This window comes from Streptomyces collinus (assembly GCF_031348265.1).
GTDB lineage: Bacteria > Actinomycetota > Actinomycetes > Streptomycetales > Streptomycetaceae > Streptomyces > Streptomyces collinus.
On record NZ_CP133771.1, the window covers coordinates 4,801,725 to 4,824,514 of the forward strand.

Here is a 22,790-nt window from a genome sequence, read left to right on the forward strand (position 1 = left end):
AGAGCGTCTCGACCCCCGCCGACCAGGGTGAACACAGAACCGACAAGCCGGGAGGACATCGTGCACCGAACGCTGATCGTGGCGAGGATGGACCTCGCCGACGCCGAGGGCGTCGCGCAGGTCTTCGCCGATTCGGACAGCACCGAACTGCCCCATCTGGTGGGGGTGTCGAGGCGGACGCTGTTCGCGTTCCACAACCTGTACTTCCACTTGGTGGAAGCCGACCAGGACATCGCGCCGAACCTGTACAAGGCGCGCAGCCACCCGCTCTACGAGGAGATCAACACCCGGCTCGGCCAGTTCATCTCGCCGTACGACCCCGACTGGCGCGAGCCCAAGGACGCCATGGCCGTCCCCTTCTACTCCTGGACACCCCAGGACGGCCCGCAGACCAGCGCGCCGCGCTCGGCGAACCTGGGCGGTGCCCGATGAGCGCCCCCGCCACCCCCAAGGTCGCCGCGGACGAGGTCGCCGCCAACACCAAGCGCGGCGGCGACATCCGCGTCACCCTCAGCCCCAAGACCGTGGGCTGCACCTCGGGCTTCGGCGGCGTGCTGCGGCTGGCCCCCGGACATCACGTCACCGAGCACCTCCACCCGTACTCCGAGGAGTTCCTGCACGTCGTCCAGGGCCGGCTGGAGATGACGCTGGACGGCGGCACCCCGGTGGCGCTCGGCCCCGGCGACTCGCTGCTGGTGTCCATCGGGGTGCGCCACCGCCTGGTGAACACCGGGTCCGTGCCGGCCGAGGCGGTCTTCCACCTCTCCCCGCTCGCGCCCCGCCCCGAACTGGGCCACATCGACACCGAGCAGCCGCTCGACGCGTCCGCGGGCAACCCGGATGTGGGTGCGGCCCGATGACAGCCGGACACCGACGCGCGGTGATCACCGGGGTGGGGGCCGTCGCGCCCGGCGGGATCGGGCGGGACGCCTACTGGGACCTGCTCACCGCCGGACGCACCGCCACCCGCCGCATCAGCCTGTTCGACCCGGCCGGCTTCCGCTCCCAGGTCGCCGCCGAGTGCGACTTCGATCCGCTCGCCGCGGGGCTCACCCCCCAGGAGGCCCGCCGGATGGACCGGGCCGGTCAGTTCGCGGTCGTCGCCGCCCGTGAGGCCGTCGCGGACAGCGGAGTCGAGCTGCCCGGCACCGACCCGGAGCGGGTCGGCATCAGCATCGGCAGCGCCGTCGGCTGCACCATGGGCCTGGAGGAGGAGTACGCGGTCCTCTCCGACGGCGGACGCGACTGGCTGGTCGACCACAGCTACGGCGTCCCCCACCTCTACGGCTACATGGTGCCCAGCACCCTCGCCGTCGAGGTGGCCCGCCAGGCGGGAGCCGAGGGGCCGGTCGCGCTGATCTCCACCGGCTGCACCTCGGGACTGGACGCCATCGGACACGGCGTCCAGCTGATCGAGGAGGGCAGCGCCGACATCGTGCTCGCCGGCGCCACCGACGCCCCGCTGTCGCCGATCACCTCCGCCTGCTTCGACGCCATCAAGGCCACCACCGCCAACAACGACGATCCCGAACACGCCTCCCGGCCCTTCGACGGGCAGCGCGACGGCTTCGTCCTGGGCGAGGGCTCCGCCGTCATGGTGATAGAGGAGCTGGAGTCGGCCAGACGCCGCGGCGCCACCGTGTACGCCGAGATCCTCGGTTTCGCGGGCCGCAGCAACGCCTTCCACATGACCGGACTCAAGCCCGACGGCCGGGAGATGGCGGAGGCCGTCCGGGTCGCCCTGCACCGGGCGCGGCTCGACCCGGGCGCCATCGACTACATCAACGCCCACGGCTCGGGCACGAAGCAGAACGACCGGCACGAGACCGCCGCGTTCAAGCGCAGCCTGGGACAGCGGGCCCACGAGGTGCCGGTCAGCTCCATCAAGTCGATGATCGGGCACTCGCTCGGCGCCATCGGCTCCCTGGAGATCGCCGCCTGCGCTCTCGCCCTGCGCCACCAGGTCGTCCCGCCGACGGCCAACCTGTCCACGCCCGACCCCGAGTGCGACCTCGACTACGTGCCGGTGACGGCCCGCGAGCACCGTATGGACCGGGTGCTCAGCGTCGGCAGCGGCTTCGGCGGCTTCCAGACGGCGATGGTCCTGGGCCGGCCCCACCTCGCGCACGGGGAGGCGGCATGAGCGCCTCCGGCATCAGCCCCGGCCGGCGCGGCCGGTCCGTGGTCACCGGGCTCGGCGTGGTCGCGCCCACCGGGATCGGAGCCGTCCGGCACTGGGAGTCGGTGCTCTCGGGGAAGAGCGGCCTCGGCCGCATCACCCGCTTCGACCCGACCGGCTACCCCGTCCGGGTGGCGGGCGAGGTCCCCGGATTCCACGCCGGTGAACAGGTGCCGGGACGGCTCGTCCCGCAGACCGACCGCTTCACCCACTTCGCGCTGGCCGCCGCCGAGGACGCCCTCGCGGACGCCGCCGCCGACCCGGCGACCCTGCCGGAGTACGAGATGGCGGTGGTGACCGCCAGCTCCTCGGGCGGCACCGAGTTCGGACAGCACGAGATGGAGAACCTCTACCAGAAGGGGTCCTCCTGGGTCGGGGCGTACCAGTCCATCGCCTGGTTCTACGCGGCCACCACCGGCCAGGTCTCCATCCGGCACGGCATGCGCGGCCCCTGTGGGGTCATCTGCGGCGAGCAGGCCGGCGGTCTCGATGCCCTCGGCCAGTCCCGGCGGCTGCTGGACACCGGCTCCCGGCTCGTGCTCAGCGGTGGCACCGACGCCTCGCTGTGCCCGTACGGCCTGGTGGCGCAGCTGTCCACCGGCCGGCTGTCCACCGAGGACGATCCCGCCCGCGCCTACCTGCCCTTCGACGCGGCCGCCTCCGGCTTCGTCCCGGGGGAGGGCGGTGCCATCCTCGTCGTCGAGAACGCCGAGGGGGCACACGCCCGCGGGGTCCCGGCGTACGGCGAACTCCTCGGCTACGCGGCCGGTTTCGACCCCACCGCGGACGGCACCACCACGGGCCACTCCGTGCTGGTGTCCGTCGTGCGGCGGGCCCTCGCCGACGCAGGGCTCGCCCCGGGCGACGTCGACGTGGTCTTCGCCGACGCCTCCGGCACCCCCGCCGAGGACCTCGCCGAGGCCCGCGCGATCACCGAGGTCTTCGGGCCCGGCGGCGTGCCGGTGACCGCGCCGAAGACCCTCACCGGGCGCCTCTACGCGGGCGGCGCCGCCCTGGACGTGGCGACCGCGCTGCTCGCCCTGAGCGCCGGTGTCGTCCCGCACACCGCGGGGCTCGGCCGCCCGGCCCCCGGCTGCGAGATCGACCTCGTCCTCGACCGCCCCCGCCAGACCGACCCGCGCACCGCCCTGGTCCTGGCCCGCGGGCACGGCGGCTTCACCTCCGCCCTGGTCCTCGGCGCGGGCGACCGCGGCGCCCCCGGCAAGTGACCGGCCCACCATCCACGACGTACGAAAGGCGGCTCCCCATGGCGGAGTTCACCCTCGACGACATCCGGCGGATCCTGCGCGCGAGCGGCGGGGTCGACGAGCAGACCGACCTGGACGGCGAGCACTTCGCCGACACCTCGTTCGCCGACCTCGGCTACGACTCCCTGGCCCTGCTGGAACTCGTCAACCGCATCGAGCGCGAGTACGGCATCCAGATCCCCGACGGCGACCTCTCGCACACCCAGACCCCGCGCGAGGCCCTGACCTATGTCCACGCCCGGCTTACGGAGGCCCGCGTCTGATGGCAGGACACACCGACAACGCGATCGTCGTCGAGGCACCGATGGACCTGGTGTGGACGATGACCAACGACGTGGCCGCCTGGCCGCGGCTGTTCAACGAGTACGCCTCCGCCGAGATCCTCGGCCGGGACGGCGACACCGTCACCTTCCGCCTCGCCCTGCACCCGGACGAGAACGGCACGGTCTGGAGCTGGGTCTCCGAGCGCACCCCCGACCCGGCCACCCGCACCGTCGTCGCCCGCCGGGTCGAGACCGGCCCGTTCGCGCACATGAACATCCGCTGGGAGTACGAGGAGGTGCCTGGCGGCGTACGGATGCGCTGGATCCAGGACTTCGCGATGAAGCCCGACGCCCCGATCGACGACGCCGGGATGACCGCCCGGCTCAACCGCAACACCGCCGTCCAGATGCGGCTGATCAAGGCCAAGGTGGAGACCGCGGCCCGGGCCGGCCGGCAACTCCAGGGCAAGCGCATCCTGGTGACGGGCGGCAGCCGCGGCATCGGCAGGGGCATCGTCCTCGCCGCGGCCCGGGCCGGAGCCGACGTCGTCACCTGCTACCGCACCCCCGGCGAGGCCGTCGCCACGTTGGAGGAGGAACTCGCCGGCACCCCCGGCAAGCACCAGGTGCTGCGGGCCGACGCCGCCGACGCGACGGACGTGGACCGGCTGGCCGCCGCGTGCGAGGCGAGCCCCGGCGGACTGGACGCGGTCGTCAACAACGCCGGGACGTTCCGCCCCCAGCCGTACACCGACCTCGGACCCACCGAGTGGGCCGACACCCTCCAGGGCAACCTCACGGCCACCCACCTGGTCACCCGGCGCACCCTGCCGCTGCTCTCCGCCGGATCCTCGGTGGTCAACATCGGCTCCACGGTCGCCTTCATCGGCATGGCGGGCGGCGTCCACTACACCGCCGTCAAGTCCGCACTGGTCGGCATGACCCGCTCGCTGGCCCGGGAACTCGGACCGCGCGGCATCCGCGTCAACACCGTCTCACCCGGCCGCATCGCCACCGAGGCGCTCGACGAACTGCCCCCCGAGGAGGCCGAGCGCCAGCGCGCCACCTTCGCCTCCTTCACCGCGCTCGGCCGGCTCGGCACCGTCGACGACATCGCCCGGACCGTGCTGTTCCTCATCAGCGACCACGCCGGCTACGTCACCGGCCAGAACATCCACGTCGACGGCTGCGTCTGAGCCGCGGCCCCAGCCATGAAGGGAATCCCCATGGAACTCGCACTGCACGGCAGGAAACTGCTCATCACCGGCGGCACCCGGGGCATCGGGCGGGGCATCGTCCTCGCCGCGGCCCGGGCGGGCGCCGACGTCCTCACCTGCTACCGGCAGGAGAGCGAGGCCGTCGACAGCCTGACCGCCGCGCTGAAGGAGACCGCCGGCGACCACCACGTGATCCGCGCGGACGTCGGTGACACCGCCGAGGCCGACCGCCTCGTCGGCGAGGCCAAGGACCGCTTCGGTCGCCTCGACGGCGTGGTCAACAACGCGGGCGTGATCAGCCACATCCCGTTCGGGGAACTGCCGGCCGACGAGTGGTCGCGCATCCTCGACACCAACCTCACCGCGGCCTACCGGATCATTCACCAGGCGCTGCCGCTGCTCGGCACCGGCTCCTCGGTCGTCAACATCGGCTCGCGCGGAGCCGCCGCGGGCATACCACTGCGCGCCCACTACACCGCCGCGAAGGCCGCCATGATCGGGCTGACCCGTTCCCTCGCGAAGGAACTCGGCCCGAAGGGCATCCGGGTCAACGTGGTGGCCCCCGGCGTCATCGAGACCGAGGCCTTCGCCGACATGCCCGCCGAGCGCGCCGCCGGACTGCGCGCCACCTACTCCCAGAAGACCGCCCTGGCCCGCCTCGGCACCGTCGAGGAACTCGCCGGACCGGTGCTGTTCCTGCTCTCCGACGCCGCCGCGTACATCACCGGCGAGACCCTCAACGTCGACGGGGGGATCTGACATGCCCGAGCCCACCGAGAAGGTCTTCCGGGTCATGCTGCGCATGCAGATCAAGTCCGGCATGGAGCACGAGTTCGAGAAGGTGTGGCTGGAGGTCGGCGACTCGGTCACCACCCACCCCGCCAACCTCGGCCAGTGGCTGTCCCGCAGCGCCGAGGAGGACGGCATCTACTACATCGTCAGCGACTGGGTGGACGAACCGCTGTTCCGCGAGTTCGAGACCAGCGACCGCCATCTGGAGCACCGCCAGAAACTGCACCCCTACCGCAGCGGCGGCTCCATGACGACCATGCACGTCGTCGCCGCCCTGGCCGGCGCCGCGTCGTGACCGGCGGCGCCATCGAGGTGGTGCTCTACCACCTGAGCGACGAACCGGACCTGGTGCTGCCCGCGTACCACGAGGCCAGCCGCCGGATGGCGGGCACCGCCGGCCTGCTCGGCAACAAGCTGTTGCACGCCCTCGGCGACCCGCGCTCCTACGTCGTGGTCAGCCGCTGGTCCGACTGGGAGGCGTTCACCGCCTGGGAGAGCGGCTCCGCCCACAAGGACCAGACCGCACCGCTGCGTCCGCTGCGCGACACCGGCCGGGACCGGCCCTTCGAGATCTACCGGGAGCTCGCCAGCTACCCGGAGGGCCGGGCCGCCACCCCCACCGCCGACGTCAAGGAAGGAGTCTGAGCATGGCACGCACGGACGCCCCGCAAGCAGCCCCGCCCGCCGACCTGTTCACCCCCGCCTTCCACCAGAACCCGCACGAGGCGCTGGCCGGCCTGCGGCGCACCGCGCCCGCCGTGCCCGTCATGACACCCAATGGCCTGCGCACCTGGCTGGTCACCGGACACGAGCACGCCCGGGCACTGCTGGCCGATCCCCGGCTGAGCAAGGACATGCGGGTCGGCCGGGACCTCATTCCGCGGAACTTCGTCGATCCCGACAAGCAGCGGGAGTTCCTCGCGGAGTCGGGGGAGCGCAGCCAGTTCCCGCACGTCCTCAGCGTGCACATGCTGGACAGCGACCCGCCGGACCACACCCGGCTGCGCCGGCTCGTCGGCCGGGCCTTCACCGCGCGACGGGTCGAGTCCCTGCGGCCGCGCATCACCGAACTCACCGACGAACTGCTGGACGCCATGGCCCGGCACGAGCGGCTGGACCTCATGGAGGCCCTGGCCTTCCCCGTGCCGTTCACGGTCATCTGCTGGCTGCTCGGCGTCCCCCCGGACGACCGGGCCGCGTTCCGCCGCTGGTCCAACCTGCTCGTCTCCGGCGCGGGCACCGACGAGGTACGCGAGGCCAGCGCGTCGATGATCACGTACCTGACGGAGCTGATCGAGGCCAAGCGGAACGAGCCGGCCGACGACATGCTCACCGACCTGGTGCACGCCCGGGACGCCGGCGACCAGCTGTCGTCCGACGAGCTGATCTCCATGGCGTTCCTGCTGCTGGTGGCCGGCCACGAGACCACGGTCAACCTCATCGGCAACGGCGCCCTGGCCCTGCTCACCCACCCCGAGGTGCGCGAGCAGCTCGCGGCGGACGAGTCGCTGTGGCCCGGGGCCGTGGAGGAGTTCCTCCGCTACGACGGCCCGGTCACCAACGCCACCTGGCGCTTCACCACCGAACCCGTCGAGGTCGGCTCCGTCACCATCCCCGAGGGCGAGTTCGTGACCATCTCGATCGGCGCCGCCGGCCGGGACCCGGACCGCTACCCCGACCCGGACCGCCTGGACATCACCCGCGCCCACTCCGGCTCGGTCGCCTTCGGCCATGGCATCCACCACTGCCTGGGCGCCCCGCTCGCCCGGCTGGAGGGCCGGATCGTCCTCAGCCGTCTGTTCGCGCGCCTTCCCGGGCTGCGGCTCGCCGCGGACCCGGACGAACTGAGCTGGCGCAGCAGCCTGATGATGCGCGGCCTCGAAGAACTCCCGGTGTTCACGGCGTGACCGCCGACCCCGCCCCGCCCCTACTGGAGGAGACACCCGTGGAACGTCAGGACACCGGACCCGCACCCCGCACCACCGAACGCCCCACCTGGGCCCCGCCCGAGGTCGACATCGACACCCCGAGCATCGCCCGGGTCTACGACCACTGGATCGGCGGCACCCACAACTTCCCGGCGGACCGGGAACTCGCCCGCAAGGTCGCGGCCGGCAACCCGGACCTCCCGGCCACCCTCAAGGCAAACCGCGCCTTCCTGCGCCGCGCGGTACGCGAGCTGTCCGCGCTCGGCATACGGCAGTTCCTCGACATCGGCTCCGGCATCCCGGCCGAGGGCAACGTGCACGACGTGGCCCTCGCCGCCCACCCGGACAGCAGGGTCGTTTACGTCGACATCGACCCGGTGGCCGTCGCGCACGGTCGGGCGCTGCTCGCCGACGAACCTCGGGCGGCCGTCTTCCAGGGCGACCTGTACAAGTCCCGGGAGATCCTGGAGGCGGAGGACACCCGTCGGCTGATCGACTTCGACCGGCCGGTCGCGCTGATCCTCGCCGCCGTACTGCACTTCGTCCCGGACGGCGACGATCCGCTCGCTCTGGTGCGCCGGTACACCGAGCGGCTGGCACCCGGCAGCGCCCTGGTGATCTCGCACGCCGGCGCGGAGGAGGTCCCGAGGACGGCGCCGGAGGCGGCCGAGCAGTACCGGGGCGCGGTGAGCCAGGTGATCTGGCGCGACAACCGGGAACTTGCCGCGCTGTTCGAGGACTTCGAGCTTGTGACGCCCGGTGTGGTCCGGGCCCCGCTGTGGCGCCCCGAACCGGCCGACACCCCCGACCCGGCGCTCGCGATGCTGGCCGGAGTGGCACTCAAACCGGCTCGGTGACCTCCGGTGGACACGTCCCTCACCCCACAGGACTCCCCGCCGGCCACCGCGGGCTCCGCACCTCCGCGGGCCGGTGACCACAGGCCCGGCTTCGGCACACTGCTCGCGGTCGACCTGTGGGAGCGGTTCAGCTTCTTCGGCATGGCGGCGATCCTGGTCCTCTACCTGACCGCTTCCGAGGCGCGCGGCGGCATGGGCATGGCGCCGCAGCCGGCCACCGCGATCTTCGCGGCGTACATGTCGCTCTGCTTCATGGCCGGCCTGCCCGGCGGCTGGCTCGCCGACCGGGTGCTGGGTGCGCGCCGGGCCGTGCTGCTCGGCGGTGTGCTGATCACCTGCGGCCACGCGGTACTGGCGGTTCCGGTGACGGGCACGCTCTACGCCGGTCTGCTGCTGGTCGTCGGGGGGACGGGCCTGGTCAAGCCGGCCATGGCGGCGATGGTCGCGGGGGTCAGCGGGGACGGGGAGGGCCGCCGCGAGGCGGCCTTCTCGCTCTTCTACATGTGCATCCAGGTCAGCGCGCTCATCGCCCCCGTGGTCACCGGGCTGCTCGCCGAGCGCGTCGCCTGGCACCTCGGCTTCGCGGCGGCCGCCGTCGGCATGACGGCGGGACTGATCCAGTTCGCCCTGGGCCTGCGCCGGTACGGGGACGTCGGCGCGCGTCCGCCCCGCCCGGTGCCGCGCCCCGAGGCCCTCGCGATGCTCCGGCGCGCCGCGTGGGTCACGGGGTCGGTGGGCGCGCTGGTGGTGCTGCCGGTGTCCCGCGGACTGCTGCCTCTTCCCGTGGTGCTCGCCGCCCTCGGCCTGACGACCATCACCCTCCCGTTCTGGTACCTGAGGTCACTCCGCCTGGCCCACGCGCCGGGCACGGGCCACAGGCGCCGGCTGACCGGCTTCACCGCGCTGATGGCGGCGTCGGCCGCCTTCTGGATGATCTTCGCGCAGAGCGGTTCGGTGCTCAGCCTCTTCGCCGAGCGTCACACCGACCGGGATGTGCTCGGTTTCGAGGTCCCCGCGAGTTGGTTCCAGTCGGTGCACCCGCTCTTCGTCCTGCTGGTCGCCCCGCTCTTCGCCCGGCTCTGGGTACGGGCGCCGCGGGTGGACGTGCCGGTCAAGTTCGCGGGCGCGCTGATCGCGGCAGGCTCCAGCTTTCTGCTGATGGCGGTCGCGGCCACGCTCGCCGAGCACGGCCCGGTCGGCCCGCACTGGCTGCTGCTGGTCTACCTGCTGTACTCCTGCGGCGAGATCGCACTCGCCCCGGCGGGCCTGGCACTCGCCGCGGCGGTGGCCCCACCCGGCAGCACCAGCCGCCTGCTCGCGGTGAACGGCCTGTTCGGCGCGGTGGGAGTGGTCGTGGGAGGCCAGCTGTTCCGGCTGACGACGGTGCTGTCGCCGGCGACGTACTTCCTGCTGCTCGGCGCCTTCGTACTGGCAGTCGGCACAACCATCGCCCTCGGCACCCCGCGCCTACGCACACTCCTCGCCCTCCGGAGGAACCCCGGCCCCTGAACCCCGAAAACCACACAGGGACCCGACCCGCACTGCGGATCAGGTCCCTGATGTGTTCTCAAACTGTCGGGGTGGCGGGATTTGAACCCACGACCTCTTCGTCCCGAATGAGGTTCGAATGGGCTCGTGATCGGCGGAGATCAGTATCGGTGCTGGTCAGAGGCTTGCTGTGGGGCGGGCTCGCATGGCTTCGGTGGGCCTCTGTTGGAAGATCATCTCCCAGATTTCTTCCTGCGCACTGGGCGCAGAGTGGTGCGGTTGCCGCGGCAAGTTTGCGTATCAGGTGAGGCTCTTGCGGCGCGCGCGCAGGGAGTAGGTCGTCGGCCCGCCCGGCCTGCCGCTCTTCGACCAGCCACCGCTCGTCGCGATGACCCAGCCCTGCTGCTCCTTCATCTGCGCGGCGAAGGCACGGCGGTCGTTGATGGAGCAGCCGCAGGTGAGGGTGACGTCGATGTCGAGGTACTGGCTGCGAGGGTTGTCGTTGCCGTACGGGTCCTTGATCCATTCGACCTTGTGGATGTGGTCCTTCAGGCCCGTTCGCTCTTCGTCATGCTTGATCCCAAGTGCCTTGGCGAACTCGTCCAGGTCGTCGATCTCGAAGAGGTCGCTCGACCACTGGCCGGGCCAGACGGCGAACAGCCGGGACTCTCCGGCGACCGCGCGCTCGTAGGCGGCGCGCTGGTCCCCGTGCGTCACGGTCCCATCCCCGTGGACCTCGATATAGCACGTTGTACTTGAGGTGTACGGGAAGTCTCTGCCGGTTGCGGCCGCGCTTCGTGGTTTCATTGGCCCCCCAATGTGGTTCTACGGCAAAGCACTTTGTTCGATCCCAGTGAACAACAGGTCGGCATTGCCAGGGTGCCATCTCGTGAAAGGTGCTCAGGGCGCGTTGTCGACCAGAGCGCCGTTGGTGAGGCGAAGGCGACGGACCTCACGGAGCGTCCTTCAAGCGGATGTGCGCCAGCCACTGCGTGTTCCCTGCTGCTCGACGGTATCGACACAGGCCCCGGGGCTCGTGCTACCCGAGCCCGCCCCGGCGTGACAGTTGATCGGTAATCTCCGACCCTGCGTCGGACCGCGTCACCTCGTCCTTGTACTTCTTGTCGCCATCGCCCTTCGGGTGCACTACGGCCGTCTTGGTGATCACGGAACGGCATCGGCGAGGTGCCCTGGGCCCCATCCCTGCGCAGAGCGTCCACTGATCCGGGTCAAGGCTCTTCGTCTGCCTGTTCGGGGCGTGAGTTGAGGGCCCAGATGCCCCCTTACGTCGACTCGCTGTCTCAAATCCCAAACGACGTGCACTCGACGAAAGTGCTCGAACCTCGGGCGCGCGTCTAGAGAAACCCCAAACGGCGTGCACCCAGCGGTGCGTGGCCTTCGCCTTCTACTGTCCTTCCTGAAGCCAGGGATCACCGGCTCACTCGTCCGCTGGGAGATCCCCCGACCTCAGGAAGGAACCAAGTCGTGCAGTTGAGGCTGATGTACGTGATCACCGCGGTCCTCGCGGCGCTTGTCGCCGCTCTTGTCGGCAGCGTCGTGACCGTTGTCGAGGGAGGGCGTCCCACGGCGGCCTTCAAGACTGGAGCATTGACCTTCGCCGGCTCCTTGACGCTCCTTATGGTGGTCATGGGGGCCCTGGGGGTGGTGGGCTCGTGAGCGACATGAGTGCCCTTGGAGGACACGTGCAGGCCGGGAGTGCCTCCTCGCTCGACGAGGTTCTCGCGAAGGTGCGCCGACACCGCATGCATCTCTCGCGGCTGATGAACGCTCACGACGCGACCCGCCTCGTTCTAGGGTTGCTGTACCTGAGCAGGAAGGCGCACGCCGAGCCCGGCACCGGCGTACCGACATGGGCGTGGTTGATGGGGCAGCCGGCAGGGCGCGGCTCGGGAGTCCGCGCTGCCGTGAGCAAGTGTCTGAGCCACTGGCTTCCCGCAACCGACGAACAGGGTTCTGACGCGGGCACGAGGAGCCTGATGCCCGTTCCGCCCCCTGGTTCCGAAGGACACCTGCACGCTCTCGTCCAGGCCATCGGTTCCATCCAGCGGGTCGGGCCCCTGCTCGACCAGTGCCTCCGTGACCTCTCGGCGGACCAGGCTGAGGGCAGCCGCTACTTCACGCCGGATGACATGGCGCGTCTCATGGTTGGTGCGGCCGTCCCCCGTGACAGGCACAGAGTGCTGGACCCGGTCTGCGGTTCAGGAGGACTGCTCGTCGAGAGCCACCGCTACGTCCGCGAAAACGTCGGGCTGGACCCGACCATGTCTTTGCAGGGAAAGGAGCAGCACGCCCATACCTCACAGGTGGCCCGCATGAACTTCGCGGTACGTGGGATCACGGCTCACGTCTTCCCGCCCGGGGACAGCCTCGCGGATCCCGAACCGGAGCCCCACGACATCATCCTGGCCAACCTCCCCTTCAACCAGCGCGACTGGGCACCCGAGGACAAGACGGAGCGGGACGTCCGCCGGTCGCCTTCCCCGATCCCGGTCGATCCCAGGTGGCCGGAGGAGTCTCCGTCCAAAGGATCCGCCAACTCCGCGTGGATTCAGCACATCGCGCACGCGCTGGCTCCGGCCGGACGTGCCGTCTTCCTGATGGCCGACAGCGTGGCCAACAGCAGACAGCCCGTCACCCGAAGGCTTCGCGAGCGCCTCCTGCGTGACGATCTCGTCGAATGCGTGATCGCTCTGCCACCTCGCGTGTTCGGTCACTCCAAAGCCCCCGCCTGTCTGTGGGTGCTCAACAAGGACAAGAGCGCTCGCCCCGGCTGGGGTGCCCGGGACCGCCGTCGGCAGGTGCTGTTCATCAACGCGCGGCGAGCTTTCGAACCGGTCCCGAAGTCGAGAGCGCGGAGGCTGGGCGAGACGAACACGACAGCGGTCCTGGCCACCTTGGCGGCCTGGCGTGGCCTCTCCGAGAACGGTGCTGCGGCCTCGCCGTACGACGACGCCGTCGGCTGGTCCCGAAGCTGCTCCACCAGGGAGATCGCCGACCGCGAGTCCAGTCTGATGCCGACCTCGTACGTCATGGAGCCTCCTGGCCCAGAGCGGGACACACGGAGCCGGGTCGAGCAGCTCAAGCTCGAACTAACCGATCAGTTCCAGCAGATGCGCGCCCTGGAGCTCCAATTGCTGGACGCCTTGGAGGAGATGTGATGGAAGCCAATGCCGACCAGGCCTACTCGGGTAATGCGGCTTGGCAGACGACCTCCATCAACCATGAGCGGGTCCACGGGCGTATTTACACCACTTCCGGTTTCCTCGACGAAGCGGCTGCCGCTCAGACGGCAGGAGTCGTCAGCTCGACGTTCGTCCAGGGCGGCAGGATCCTCTCGCCCAGGGCCGATGAGTGCCGGCCCGGCGAATCCCCGCCTAGCCGGGCAATCCTCAGAGAGGGCGACCTGGCCGTCGTACTCGTCCGACGGGTGGGCGATTCCGCGCTGGTCACCGCCGAGCACGCGGGATGTACAGCGACCAGGTCGATCGGCATCATCCGCGCTGAACCGCACATAGTGCGGTGGCTGCGTATCTGGCTGCAGACACCGACGGCGAAGGCTCGTATCGACGAGGACGTGACGGCACATGTCGAGCCCACCATCAGCCTCGACACCCTCCACCGCATGCTGTTTCCACTGCCTCCGCCAGACGTCATCAACGCGTACCACCGAGCCTTCGGCCTCATCGACGAGATGACCGCCCTCTACCAGGAAACCGCCCGCAAGGCGGTGGAACTGGTCGACGCCCTCCATGACGACTGGGCGGCGACGATTCCGCCGTGGGAGGCACGGCCCCTCGCGAAAGTCGCCAAGTCGGAGACGGGCAAAGGTTCCGAACGCTCGATTCCCCCGTTGCCCACAGAACCCACCACCGACGTAACCGATGCAGTCGCCCCTAAAGATCTCTACGACCTCCCCGTGCCCCATGTCCAGAGGTTCCGTCTGAGCAGTCCGGCGAACGACGGCGAGGCACATCCTCCCGGCACCTTGATGCTGAGCACCCGCTCCGACGGTGCACACATCGCTGTGCCGAGCCGACCGGCAACACCACTCAGAGGCGTCGTGGCCGTACGACCTGCTGAGGACGAAGACGGTTGGTGGCTGCTCCACGAACTCAGGAGCAGGAGCAGCGACATCGCGCGGCTGGCGCAGGGCCAGAACGGGCGGGAAATCTCGGCCCGCGCCCTCAAGCGCCTGGAGGTCACCTGGCCGGACCGGTTCACGCGCACCGATTTCCACGCGATGGCCGATCCCCTGCACACCGCGGCGCGACTCCTGATCGCCAAGATCGCGACGCTGCACACCCTGCGGGACGCGCTCCTGCGCGACATCTCAGCGAAAGCCGGCGTCCTCCGGGAACCTGCAACGATGGCGTGACCAGCTGAGACCCTCAGGTCCCTCACCGCTTCGGCGGCCCATCAATGCCCATCGCTCGCGTCACCACGGGCTACTGCTCGCAGTGTGGTGGCCGCGGTCCGACCAAGCCGAGGTCCGTCAGGACTTGCTGAGCCAGTTCGAAAGGCTGGTTGCGGGGGCCGTGGGGGACGGGGACGGCAGATTCGCATGTTCGAGGGCTACGCCGGCACCAGCGACTCCGGCTTCCGCGATGAGGTCGAAGCCGAGCAAGCCCTCGCCCGTGGCCAGTTGCTCGCCGAGCTGGGTGCCGACGAAGACCGACCGACGCTGGCTGGGCCGGCCGGGGCCGAGGCCGAAGCCCGGCTCGCCGAATTCGCCCGGCACACCGTCTTCGACGGCCAGGTCGTCACTGACGAAGCCCGCCTGCGCCGCATCGTGGCCCGCCACGACCCGCACGTGTACCTGGGGACCTTCGGCACCTGCGTCTACAACCCCGACCGCGCCCTGTGCCGCACGTCGAACGACCCCGGCGCCGGCCAGCCCGTCCTGGCCGACTGCCAGCCCCTGGCCTGCCGAAACACCGCCCTCACGCCTGCCAATCGCCAGGCGTTGAACGGCCACCTGACCAAGCTGGAGGAGGCCCTGGCCAACCGCGACCGCCTCGCTCCCTATGTCCGCCATCGCCCGGAGGAACAGCACCGTGAAACGGCCGCGTTCCTCGCTCGCCACGCCCCGGAGCCCGCCGAGTGAAACGTGCCCTGCCCGACGCCGACACCGTCAAAGCCGCCATCGACACCGTCCTCGAAGAGGCAGCCACCAGAGGACACCGCCCGACCGTCACCGCCATCGAGCGGCGCCTCGGCATCCCCCACGCCACCTTCCACCGCCACTACGCAGACCTGATCGACACCTACTTCCGGCCCCACGTTCCTGCGACCACCCCAACCACGGCCCAGGCGCAATCCTCCGAGCCGGACGAGCGGCGGGAGGCGAATCTAGCCCGACTGCGGAAGGAGAAGACCGAGTTACGCCGCACCCTCACCCTCTACGAGGAGGCCATCCGCCAACTCGCCATCGAGAACGAGGCCCTGCGCACCGGCGCCACCGTCATCCCCCTTCAAGGCTGGCACCGGCGCACCTCGCCGCCATCCTCCTGAACTGGGCCCGTGCGAGGGCAGGGCTCAGCGAGCGCGCGAGGGCCTTACGGCGGAGATGTGACGGTGTGGCCCTGACACCTCCGATTCAGCCGATGCTCGCCGAGGCGCGTCGTGAGCTACCCCCGGACGGGGCACGGAGAGGGGCGCGGGAGGGACGCCATTTGACCGGACGGTGCCTCCGCTTTACTGTGGAAGCAGTGCGGAGGCAGCCTCCGTATTATGGAAGAGCGAGGAGGGCGTATGAGTGCCGGTACCCAGCAGGGGCGCAAGCCCCGTGCGGATGTCCAGCGCAACCGTGCGGCCCTCCTGGACGCGGCGCAGCGTCACTTCCTGAAATACGGGGTCGGTACGTCCCTGGAGGCGGTGGCCAAGGAGGCGGGCGTCGGGCCCGGCACCTTGTACCGGCACTTTCCCACCCGGGAAGCGCTGCTGGCGGCCGTTCTGCAGACGCGCTCCGAGGAGTTGGTGGCCCGCCAGGCGGAGATCACGCAGCTCGGCGACACCTACAAGGCGCTGGAGCAGTGGCTGCGTGCGCTGGAGGAGTACTTCAGCGCGTTCAGTGGACTGCCGGAGCCGCTCATGGCCGCGGCCAGGGCGCAGGATCCGGACAACCCGCTCACGCTCCCCTGTGACACGGTCATCACCGCCACCGAGGAGTACGTACAGGCCGCTCAGCGGACGGGGCATGTGCGCGCGTCGGTGAAGGGGTACGACCTGTTCCTCGCGGCCATCTCCGTGGCCTGGCTCAAGGGTACCGGCGCCGTCGACGAGGACTCGCTGGACCGGCTCCGCGTCCTGACCGCGAACGGCTACGGCCAGGCGTAAGGCCGCAGCCCGCCTTCTTTAGCACCGACGATTCGGCGTCCGTTGCCGCACCGTCATCACCTCACGCTGCCCTGAGGGCAGTGCAACCTTCCAAGGGACAATTCATGAAAATCACTGTTATAGGTGCTGGTGCGATCGGCGGCAACCTCGCCCGCAAGCTCGCCGTGGCCGGTCACGACGTACAGGTCGCGGACGCCCGCGGCCCCGAGGCCGTGCCGAGCGAGGTCGTGGAGGCCGGTGCCCGCCCCGTTGTCCTGAACGCCGCCGTTCAGGAGCGCGATGTCGTCATCCTGTCGATCCCCTTCGACCGGGTCCCCGAGCTGGCCGATCTGTTCGCCGACGTTCCGGCCGAGACGGTGGTCATCGACACCTCGAACTACTACCCGCACCTCAACGGCCGCATCGAGGAGGTCGACAACGGGCAGGTGGAGACCGTCCGCAACGCCGAGAAGCTGGGCCGCCCCCTGGTCAAGGCGTGGAACGCGGCCCTGGCCGAGACCCAGCGTTCCAAGGGGCTGCCGGCGGGCAAGCCCGGACGGATCGCCATCCCTGTGGCGGCCGACTCCGACGAGGCGCGCAAGGTCGCCATGCAGCTCGTCGACGACACCGGCTTCGACCCGTACGACGCCGGTGTGCTCGCCGACTCCTGGCGCCAGCAGCCCATGGGCCCCGCCTACTGCACCGAGCTGACCCTCGACGAGCTCGGTCCGGCCCTGGCCAGGGCCGACCGCGTCAAGGACGCGGCCGTCCGCGACTCCATGTTCGAGCGTTTCACGGCCCTCGGCGACGCGCCCACCCATGAGGACGTCGTGGAGATGAACCGCGCCGCCCACCGCTGAACCACCCGCGCCCTCCTGCCGACATCCCCTCCGCTGCTGCACAAAAGGAACGTGAGAATCATGCAGTCCTGGCGATTCAACGGCACCGGCAAACCTCTGGTCCTCGAAGAAGTGGAAGTGCCGCACGCCGGGCCGGGCGAGGTCGTCGTCGACATCAAGGCCGCCGGCCTGTGCCACTCCGATGTGAGCGCACTCGACGACCCGGAGTGGATGGCGTCGTTCCCGCGCCTACCGATGACCCTCGGCCATGGGAATGCGGGCGTCATCAGCGAGGTGGTCCCGGGCATGGGCCACTGGAGGGTCGGCGACCGCGTCGGCCTTGCACCGCTGATGCCCGACGGCGACGCCATCGGCTACGGCGCCTGGGACGGCGGCTACGGGCCCAAGGTCCGCGCCACCGACGCCAACCTCGTACGGCTGCCGAATGAGCTCTCCTTCGAGAGGGGCGCGATGGCCACCGACGCCGGCCTCACCTCGTATCACGCGATGGTCACCCGTGGCGGCGCCCAGGCCGGCATGCGGATCGGGGTGATCGGACTCGGCGGGCTCGGCTACATCGGCGCGCGCATCGCCGTGCTGCTGGGCGCACAGGTGTACGCGGCCGACGTCAACCCGGCAACCCGGCTGCTCGCCGACGAGATCGGCCTGGCCGGCGTCGCCGAATCGATCACCGAGTTCACGGACAAGGACCTGCAACTGATCGTGGACTACGCGGGGTTCGGCACCACCACCGCCCAGGCGGTCGAGACGCTCGCCGCGTCCGGGACGCTCGTACAGGTCGGCCTGGGGCGTACGCAGTCCACGGTCGACACCAAGACGATCGTCTTCAAGCAGCTGCAGATCCTCGGCTCGCTCTCGGGCACCCAGCAGGACCTCACCGAGCTGTACGCCCTGATGCGCGGCGGCGACCTCAACCCGCCGATCAACCGGATCACCCCGGACGAGATCCCCGACGGCCTGGAGCGCCTACGCAAGGGCGGGGTCGTCGGCCGCATCATCGCCCGCTACGAGAACTGACCCCACCCCTGCCCGGGCATTTGCAGGAGGAACGATCATGGCGAGCAGCCGCCAGATGCTTCTGGCCATGCAGTTCACCAGCGGCTACGGAGCCGAGCCCGGCGCATGGCGGCTGCCCGGCGCGAACCTGTCCAGCTACACCGACATGGACCAGTTCGTGCGCTACGCCCAGGCCGCCGAGCGCGGCAAGATCCAGCTGCTGTTCATCGCGGACACCCCGGTCCTGGACGTGGACCTCGAAGACCAGACCCCGCACCACCCCATCGACCCGCTCCTCGTCCTCACCGGATAGCCCGCGAGACCGAGCGGATCGGCCTGGTCGCCACCGCCTCCACCACCTTCAACGAGCCCTACACACAACCCTGACGGCGCCAGTCGCGCTCTGCTGCGCCACGGCGCGTTCTCCGCGCCCGCGGGCCAATGGTCTGGCCGGCGGTCGCGGCATCCTCTCCGTCAGCGCCGTGGTCGCCGACACCGACGCCGAGGCGCGGCGGCTGAACTGGTCCAGGACCGCCCTGATGGCACGCCTGGCCCGGCAAGGGAGCGCGGCGCAGGTTCCCACGGTCGAGGAAGCCGACCGGGAACTCAGCCAGGACCAGAAGGACACCCCCACCGTCATCACAGACGGCCGCTGGCCCCGCCAGCTCGCCGGCAGCCCGCAGACCGTACGGGATCAGCTGGAGCAGATGACCAAGGCCACCGGCGTCGAGGAAGTCATGGTTCAGGACATCATCGCGGACCCCGAAGCCCGGTCGCACTCGCGAGCCCTGCTGGCCCAGGCACTCGACGTCACCCCCGCCTCACCAGCCAGGTCACCCAGCTGATCCGGCTGCTGCCCGCTCACCGTCGCTCGGCTGACAAGCGCAAAGCGCCACCCGGCGATACGTGTACGGCGATGCCGCAACAACGCAACTGAACACTCTCGAAAGGGATCCGCTTTGCCCGCCACCGCCTCGTTCTTCACCGATCTCGTGCGGACCCGGCACTCCCCCCGGCAGTTCCTGCCCACTCCGCTGCCCGCCATGGACATCCGCGGCATTCTGGAAGACGCGCAGACAGCCCCCTCGAACAGCAACACCCAGCCGTGGCACGTCCACATCATCTCCGGCGCGGCACGGGACACATTGAGCAATGAGCTCCTCAAAGCGTACGAGGAAGACCAGACCTCCCCCGACTTCACCTCCGACTACGGCGAAGGCATCTACCGGGAACGGTCGCACCAGCACGCGGCCATCGTCTACGGAGCCCGTGGCGTCGAACGCTCGGACCGGGAGGGCAGGACAGAGGTCATCCGCGAGAACCTGAGGTTCTACGGAGCGCCCCACGTCGCCCTCCTCTTCATGCCGGTGCTCGGCGACGGAGTGCGAACAGCCGGAGACATCGGCATGTACGCCCAGAACTTCCTGCTCTCGCTGACCGCACGCGGATACCGCGGCATCCCACAGGCCGTCCTCGGCGTCTACGCCGACACAGTCCGCAAATCCCTCGGCGTAGACGACGAGCTCAAGCTGCTCTTCGGAATCGCCTTCGGCATCGGCGATCAGACATCACCCATGCACGACATCAACATGGGACGCATCCCACTGCAGCAAAGCGTGGTCGTGCACGACACCCCCGGCGTCCTCGACAACCGCTAGCCCCAAATCGGCGGCTCGGGCTGCTCCTGCTGTTCGTGAACACTTGGCGCTCTCTACGCAGCCCAGACGCTGACCTGACACGACACCACCCGGCGTGGTGCCACGTAGCGACTGGGACGCCGAGGCCGGTGAACGGGCCACGGACACGGAGCAGTTCATGCGGACAATGGACAAGATCGAACCCTGTCCATAACTGCGGAACTCTGCCCTGACTTCGGCGAGGCATCCCTCCCGGAACGGTGTCCGGATGTCATTGGGATTCCCCCGGGCCACGCCGGTGGACGTACTCGATGTCGGCCTTGGCCAGAACCTCCCCGAGGCGGGTTGTACTGAAGCCCTTCTTGATGCCCGGAGCTGTCGAGCAGTGGCGACGCACGAAGATCTTCTCCCAGGTTTCTCCCAAACGATCACCGGAGATGCAGGAAGGGCCTGACCCGCGATGCGGATCAGGCCCTTGACCTGGTGTTTCTCTGTCGGGGTGGCGGGATTTGAACCCACGACCTCTTCGTCCCGAAGCAACTTGGGCGTGCGGCTGGCCTTGGACCGATGGGCCTCTCATCTGCTGCGATGGTCCGCAGGTGTGCGCGGTCGTCCGCCGCTGTTCGCGGGCGTTGTCACGCAGTTAGACACTCAGGGTCCTTCGGGTTCCGGCTGCTCACCGCCGGGGATGGTCGCGCCGCAGCTGAGCGCTTGCGCCTATCGGTTGATCGGGATCTCGTAGACGATCTCGCAGTGAGCGGCGGGCACGACGATGTCCGCTGTCTCGACGGGGCGCCCGTCGTCGCTGTAGTACGTCCGCCGGATGTGCGTGACGAGCGCGGCCTTCTGGATGCCCAGAAGTGAGGCCTCTTCGGCGGTCGCCTGTCGTGGCTCGGGCTGCTCCACGGCGTGGCTCACAGTGACGCCGATCGCGGCCAGGCGGTTCACGACACCGGCCCCGGCGTGCGGGCCTCCCTCAGGAAGAACGACGAGCGTGCCCGCGGTGAGGTCGTACGGCTCCCAACTCGTCGACAGCTGCACCGGCCTGCCGTCGGCGAGGAACTCGTACGTGGTTCGGACGCACAGGTCACCCTCGACGATTCCGAGTCGGGCGGCGATGTCGGCCGGGGCCGGCACTTTGGCGTCGGTCCTGCTCTCCCAGTCGCCTTGCTTGCCCAGGGCCTTCATATCTGCACGGAACGGCGACTTCTCGGGCTGCTCGCGCGCGGACGACCGGACGATACGTACCCGTTGCCGGGGCTCGGCGACGTAGGTCCCCGATCCGGCGCGGCCTTCCAGCACGCCCTGCGAGATCAGCAGCTCCTGCGCCCGACGGACCACGTTCTCGCCCACGCCGTACTCCTGGCCGATCTGAGCGCGCGACGGCAGGCGGTCCCCCGGCTCCCACACGTGCTCCGCGATCCGCCGCCGGAGTTCGTCGGCGATGCGGAGGTAGGGTGGCTGCTCAGACATATGGAAAATCTAGTCCACTAGCTCTAATCTAGTTAACTAGCTTCACTCAAAGTGATCGCCGGTTAACGGAGGCTGCCCTGTGCCCGCTTCGGGAGTCCGCGCGGCAGCCATCGCTGCCCGACTGTCCGCCCTCGGGCTTCCTGCGCGTTTGGAGGAGCACGACCGGCATACCTCGGTCGAGGCGGAGGTGCCTGAATCACTCCCCGCCGACTTATGGCGGGAGGTTCTGAAGGCTGTGGCTGAGGCCGACAGGTTCGGACTCCTCGCCACCAGCCTGAACGACCGCACCCTCTGGGCGGTCGTACGCAAAGCGGTCCCCACAACGGGCGATGCCGGGGGACCGGGCCATCAGCGATAGGAGCTGACCAGCGTGCTCAACCGTATCCGCCGTGCCGCCTCGCTCACCAGAGTGCGGTACTTCCCAAGGGGCAGGCACCGCCGCCCCTTACGGCCGTCTCGGCCGACACGTGTTTCCGCTTCTGCTGCATCCGCTGACGAGTCGACGGTCGTCCTGGACCCCGCTCTCGACGGAGCGGGTCACTGGCATCCGCTCCGGGGTGAGGACACCGCACTTGTCCGCCCGTACGTTCTGGCTCACGAAGAACGCGTGCGACGGCACCCGACGGTTGTCATCGCTCCCCAGCTGCCGACCGACACCTGGTCGGCTCTCCTGGGGGTCCACTGATGCCCTCGCAGCGACAGACTCTTGGCACGGACACCTCGTACCGCTCGACTGCCTGCCGGATCGGCACGCACCACGCCTGCGCGGAGTCCTCCCCGGAATCGGCGCCGGTCGACCTGCCCTTGATCTACGAGGCCTGCGACTGTCTGTGTCACTCGGCGCCTGGTCAGTCTGGGCCCACCGGCACGCCGGCACCGAACGCCCAGATCACCGAGAGGCTCACGCAGGGATGACGGCACAGGACGAACTGAGGCTTCTCCCGTGGGCGGGGCCGGATGGCAAACCGTGCTACTTGAGCACCGATGACCAAGGCGGTTACGTCTCCCGCCTGGCGGACCACATCGAGGCGTTCCAACTCGGCATGGCGTCTCAACTGCTGGAGCACTCGCGTCAGGTACTCGACGACGAGACCGAAGACTTGGAGGAGTTGCACCTTCTCACCGCCCAGTTGACCAGCGCCTTACGAGACGTATTGCGCGTAGCAAACAGCCGTGGACGGGGACCGGTCCGCGCTGGACCTCCCTGAAGGAACTGAACAACAGCGATTGATAGTGCGGCAGGGAGCCTCGGAACGGTCCGGGCTCCCTGTTTTCGTGCGGCGTGCGATGTGCAACGGCAGCACGCATTCCAGGCATCACATCGCCTTGAGAGACTCCGTGGCTGCGCGGGACTGGGGTAGGTCAGCCAGAGTCACCGCCCGTGCTCGCTGGAGACAGGCGTTCTACGTTCCGCCCGGTCGCCCAAAGGACGGACGATCTCTCCTTTTGCTGGCAAGCGGACTGCTGCGGGGCCATACTGTCTCACCGGAACGCCG

The 22,790-nt window shown here is 69.7% G+C and carries 27 protein-coding genes and 1 pseudogene; 26 read left to right on the forward strand and 2 right to left on the reverse strand.

Going from position 1 to position 22,790, the window contains the following annotated elements; genetic code table 11:
* Positions 1-60 precede the first annotated feature (60 nt).
* From RFN52_RS21855 to RFN52_RS21915, 13 genes and pseudogenes are all read left to right on the forward strand, one after another.
* Positions 61-432 (forward strand): TcmI family type II polyketide cyclase, encoded by a 372-nt coding sequence (locus RFN52_RS21855; protein ID WP_184848260.1) that lies wholly within the window; start codon positions 61-63, stop codon positions 430-432.
* Positions 429-860: a cupin domain-containing protein gene (locus tag RFN52_RS21860; protein ID WP_184848261.1), complete on the forward strand. Its 432-nt coding sequence runs from the start codon at positions 429-431 to the stop codon at positions 858-860. Before RFN52_RS21855 ends, RFN52_RS21860 begins: the two co-directional genes overlap by 4 nt.
* Positions 857-2,143, forward strand: a complete 1,287-nt coding sequence (locus RFN52_RS21865) for a beta-ketoacyl-[acyl-carrier-protein] synthase family protein (RefSeq protein ID WP_184848262.1) — start codon at positions 857-859, stop codon at positions 2,141-2,143. Before RFN52_RS21860 ends, RFN52_RS21865 begins: the two co-directional genes overlap by 4 nt.
* A complete protein-coding gene (locus tag RFN52_RS21870) occupies positions 2,140-3,408 on the forward strand; it encodes a ketosynthase chain-length factor (RefSeq protein WP_184848263.1) in 1,269 nt (422 codons plus the stop codon). Before RFN52_RS21865 ends, RFN52_RS21870 begins: the two co-directional genes overlap by 4 nt.
* A 38-nt stretch (positions 3,409-3,446) precedes the next feature.
* Positions 3,447-3,710, forward strand: coding sequence for an acyl carrier protein (locus RFN52_RS21875; RefSeq protein WP_184848264.1), 264 nt, complete (start codon positions 3,447-3,449; stop codon positions 3,708-3,710).
* Positions 3,710-4,159, forward strand: a pseudogene (locus RFN52_RS21880) (SRPBCC family protein); the annotation flags it as partial. The gene RFN52_RS21875 and the pseudogene RFN52_RS21880, both read left to right, overlap by 1 nt.
* Positions 4,160-4,189: 30 nt before the next feature.
* Positions 4,190-4,906: an SDR family NAD(P)-dependent oxidoreductase gene (locus tag RFN52_RS21885; RefSeq protein WP_229856687.1), complete on the forward strand. Its 717-nt coding sequence runs from the start codon at positions 4,190-4,192 to the stop codon at positions 4,904-4,906.
* 30 nt (positions 4,907-4,936) lie between these two features.
* Entirely contained in the window at positions 4,937-5,686 is a 750-nt protein-coding gene (locus RFN52_RS21890) for an SDR family NAD(P)-dependent oxidoreductase (protein ID WP_184848265.1), read from the forward strand.
* Between the two features lies 1 nt (position 5,687).
* Positions 5,688-6,014 carry an antibiotic biosynthesis monooxygenase family protein gene (locus RFN52_RS21895; protein ID WP_184848266.1) on the forward strand — a complete coding sequence of 109 codons (327 nt, stop codon included), beginning with the start codon at positions 5,688-5,690 and terminating at the stop codon, positions 6,012-6,014.
* Positions 6,011-6,364, forward strand: a complete 354-nt coding sequence (locus RFN52_RS21900; protein ID WP_184848267.1) for an antibiotic biosynthesis monooxygenase family protein — start codon at positions 6,011-6,013, stop codon at positions 6,362-6,364. Before RFN52_RS21895 ends, RFN52_RS21900 begins: the two co-directional genes overlap by 4 nt.
* Positions 6,365-6,366: 2 nt before the next feature.
* Positions 6,367-7,626, forward strand: coding sequence for a cytochrome P450 family protein (locus tag RFN52_RS21905; RefSeq protein ID WP_184848268.1), 1,260 nt, complete (start codon positions 6,367-6,369; stop codon positions 7,624-7,626).
* Positions 7,627-7,664: 38 nt separating this feature from the next.
* Entirely contained in the window at positions 7,665-8,504 is an 840-nt protein-coding gene (locus RFN52_RS21910; protein ID WP_184848269.1) for an SAM-dependent methyltransferase, read from the forward strand.
* 6 nt (positions 8,505-8,510) lie between these two features.
* Positions 8,511-10,013: a peptide MFS transporter gene (locus tag RFN52_RS21915; RefSeq protein WP_184848270.1), complete on the forward strand. Its 1,503-nt coding sequence runs from the start codon at positions 8,511-8,513 to the stop codon at positions 10,011-10,013.
* 279 nt (positions 10,014-10,292) lie between these two features.
* Here RFN52_RS21915 and RFN52_RS21920 read toward each other — a convergent pair whose 3' ends face one another.
* Positions 10,293-10,709 carry a hypothetical protein gene (locus tag RFN52_RS21920; RefSeq protein ID WP_311241022.1) on the reverse strand — a complete coding sequence of 139 codons (417 nt, stop codon included), beginning with the start codon at positions 10,707-10,709 and terminating at the stop codon, positions 10,293-10,295.
* Positions 10,710-11,477: 768 nt separating this feature from the next.
* Between RFN52_RS21920 and RFN52_RS21925 the strand changes: the two genes are divergently transcribed.
* The 11 genes from RFN52_RS21925 to RFN52_RS21975 all read left to right on the forward strand — a co-directional run bounded on the left by RFN52_RS21925 (position 11,478) and on the right by RFN52_RS21975 (position 19,842).
* Positions 11,478-11,669, forward strand: a complete 192-nt coding sequence (locus RFN52_RS21925) for a hypothetical protein (protein ID WP_184848272.1) — start codon at positions 11,478-11,480, stop codon at positions 11,667-11,669.
* 320 nt (positions 11,670-11,989) lie between these two features.
* The gene (locus tag RFN52_RS21930; RefSeq protein WP_184848273.1) at positions 11,990-13,171 is read left to right on the forward strand and encodes an N-6 DNA methylase; all 1,182 of its coding nucleotides are present in this window, start codon (positions 11,990-11,992) and stop codon (positions 13,169-13,171) included.
* Positions 13,171-14,388: a restriction endonuclease subunit S gene (locus tag RFN52_RS21935; RefSeq protein WP_184848274.1), complete on the forward strand. Its 1,218-nt coding sequence runs from the start codon at positions 13,171-13,173 to the stop codon at positions 14,386-14,388. The genes RFN52_RS21930 and RFN52_RS21935 overlap by 1 nt, the downstream gene beginning before the upstream one ends.
* Positions 14,389-14,574: 186 nt before the next feature.
* The gene (locus RFN52_RS21940; protein ID WP_184848275.1) at positions 14,575-15,117 is read left to right on the forward strand and encodes a hypothetical protein; all 543 of its coding nucleotides are present in this window, start codon (positions 14,575-14,577) and stop codon (positions 15,115-15,117) included.
* Positions 15,114-15,524 carry a hypothetical protein gene (locus RFN52_RS21945; RefSeq protein ID WP_184848276.1) on the forward strand — a complete coding sequence of 137 codons (411 nt, stop codon included), beginning with the start codon at positions 15,114-15,116 and terminating at the stop codon, positions 15,522-15,524. The genes RFN52_RS21940 and RFN52_RS21945 overlap by 4 nt, the downstream gene beginning before the upstream one ends.
* Before the next feature lie 240 nt (positions 15,525-15,764).
* Entirely contained in the window at positions 15,765-16,349 is a 585-nt protein-coding gene (locus tag RFN52_RS21950; RefSeq protein WP_184848277.1) for a TetR/AcrR family transcriptional regulator, read from the forward strand.
* A 104-nt stretch (positions 16,350-16,453) separates the two neighbouring features.
* Positions 16,454-17,188: an NADPH-dependent F420 reductase gene (locus tag RFN52_RS21955; protein WP_184848278.1), complete on the forward strand. Its 735-nt coding sequence runs from the start codon at positions 16,454-16,456 to the stop codon at positions 17,186-17,188.
* A gap of 60 nt (positions 17,189-17,248) precedes the next feature.
* The gene (locus RFN52_RS21960; RefSeq protein ID WP_184848279.1) at positions 17,249-18,205 is read left to right on the forward strand and encodes a zinc-binding dehydrogenase; all 957 of its coding nucleotides are present in this window, start codon (positions 17,249-17,251) and stop codon (positions 18,203-18,205) included.
* Positions 18,206-18,242: 37 nt separating this feature from the next.
* Complete coding sequence (locus RFN52_RS21965; RefSeq protein WP_311241023.1) at positions 18,243-18,497, forward strand: hypothetical protein; 255 nt, start codon at positions 18,243-18,245, stop codon at positions 18,495-18,497.
* A gap of 169 nt (positions 18,498-18,666) precedes the next feature.
* A complete protein-coding gene (locus RFN52_RS21970; RefSeq protein ID WP_184848280.1) occupies positions 18,667-19,029 on the forward strand; it encodes a hypothetical protein in 363 nt (120 codons plus the stop codon).
* A 114-nt stretch (positions 19,030-19,143) separates the two neighbouring features.
* Positions 19,144-19,842, forward strand: a complete 699-nt coding sequence (locus tag RFN52_RS21975; RefSeq protein WP_184848281.1) for a nitroreductase — start codon at positions 19,144-19,146, stop codon at positions 19,840-19,842.
* Between the two features lie 696 nt (positions 19,843-20,538).
* On the opposite strand, the gene RFN52_RS21980 is transcribed toward RFN52_RS21975, so the two are convergent.
* Positions 20,539-21,294, reverse strand: coding sequence for a GntR family transcriptional regulator (locus RFN52_RS21980; protein ID WP_184848282.1), 756 nt, complete (start codon positions 21,292-21,294; stop codon positions 20,539-20,541).
* 79 nt (positions 21,295-21,373) lie between these two features.
* Here RFN52_RS21980 and RFN52_RS21985 point away from each other — a divergent pair, with 79 nt between their 5' ends.
* Entirely contained in the window at positions 21,374-21,652 is a 279-nt protein-coding gene (locus tag RFN52_RS21985; RefSeq protein WP_311241024.1) for a hypothetical protein, read from the forward strand.
* Positions 21,653-22,205: 553 nt separating this feature from the next.
* Complete coding sequence (locus RFN52_RS21990) at positions 22,206-22,502, forward strand: hypothetical protein (protein ID WP_311241025.1); 297 nt, start codon at positions 22,206-22,208, stop codon at positions 22,500-22,502.
* Positions 22,503-22,790: the final 288 nt, after the last annotated feature.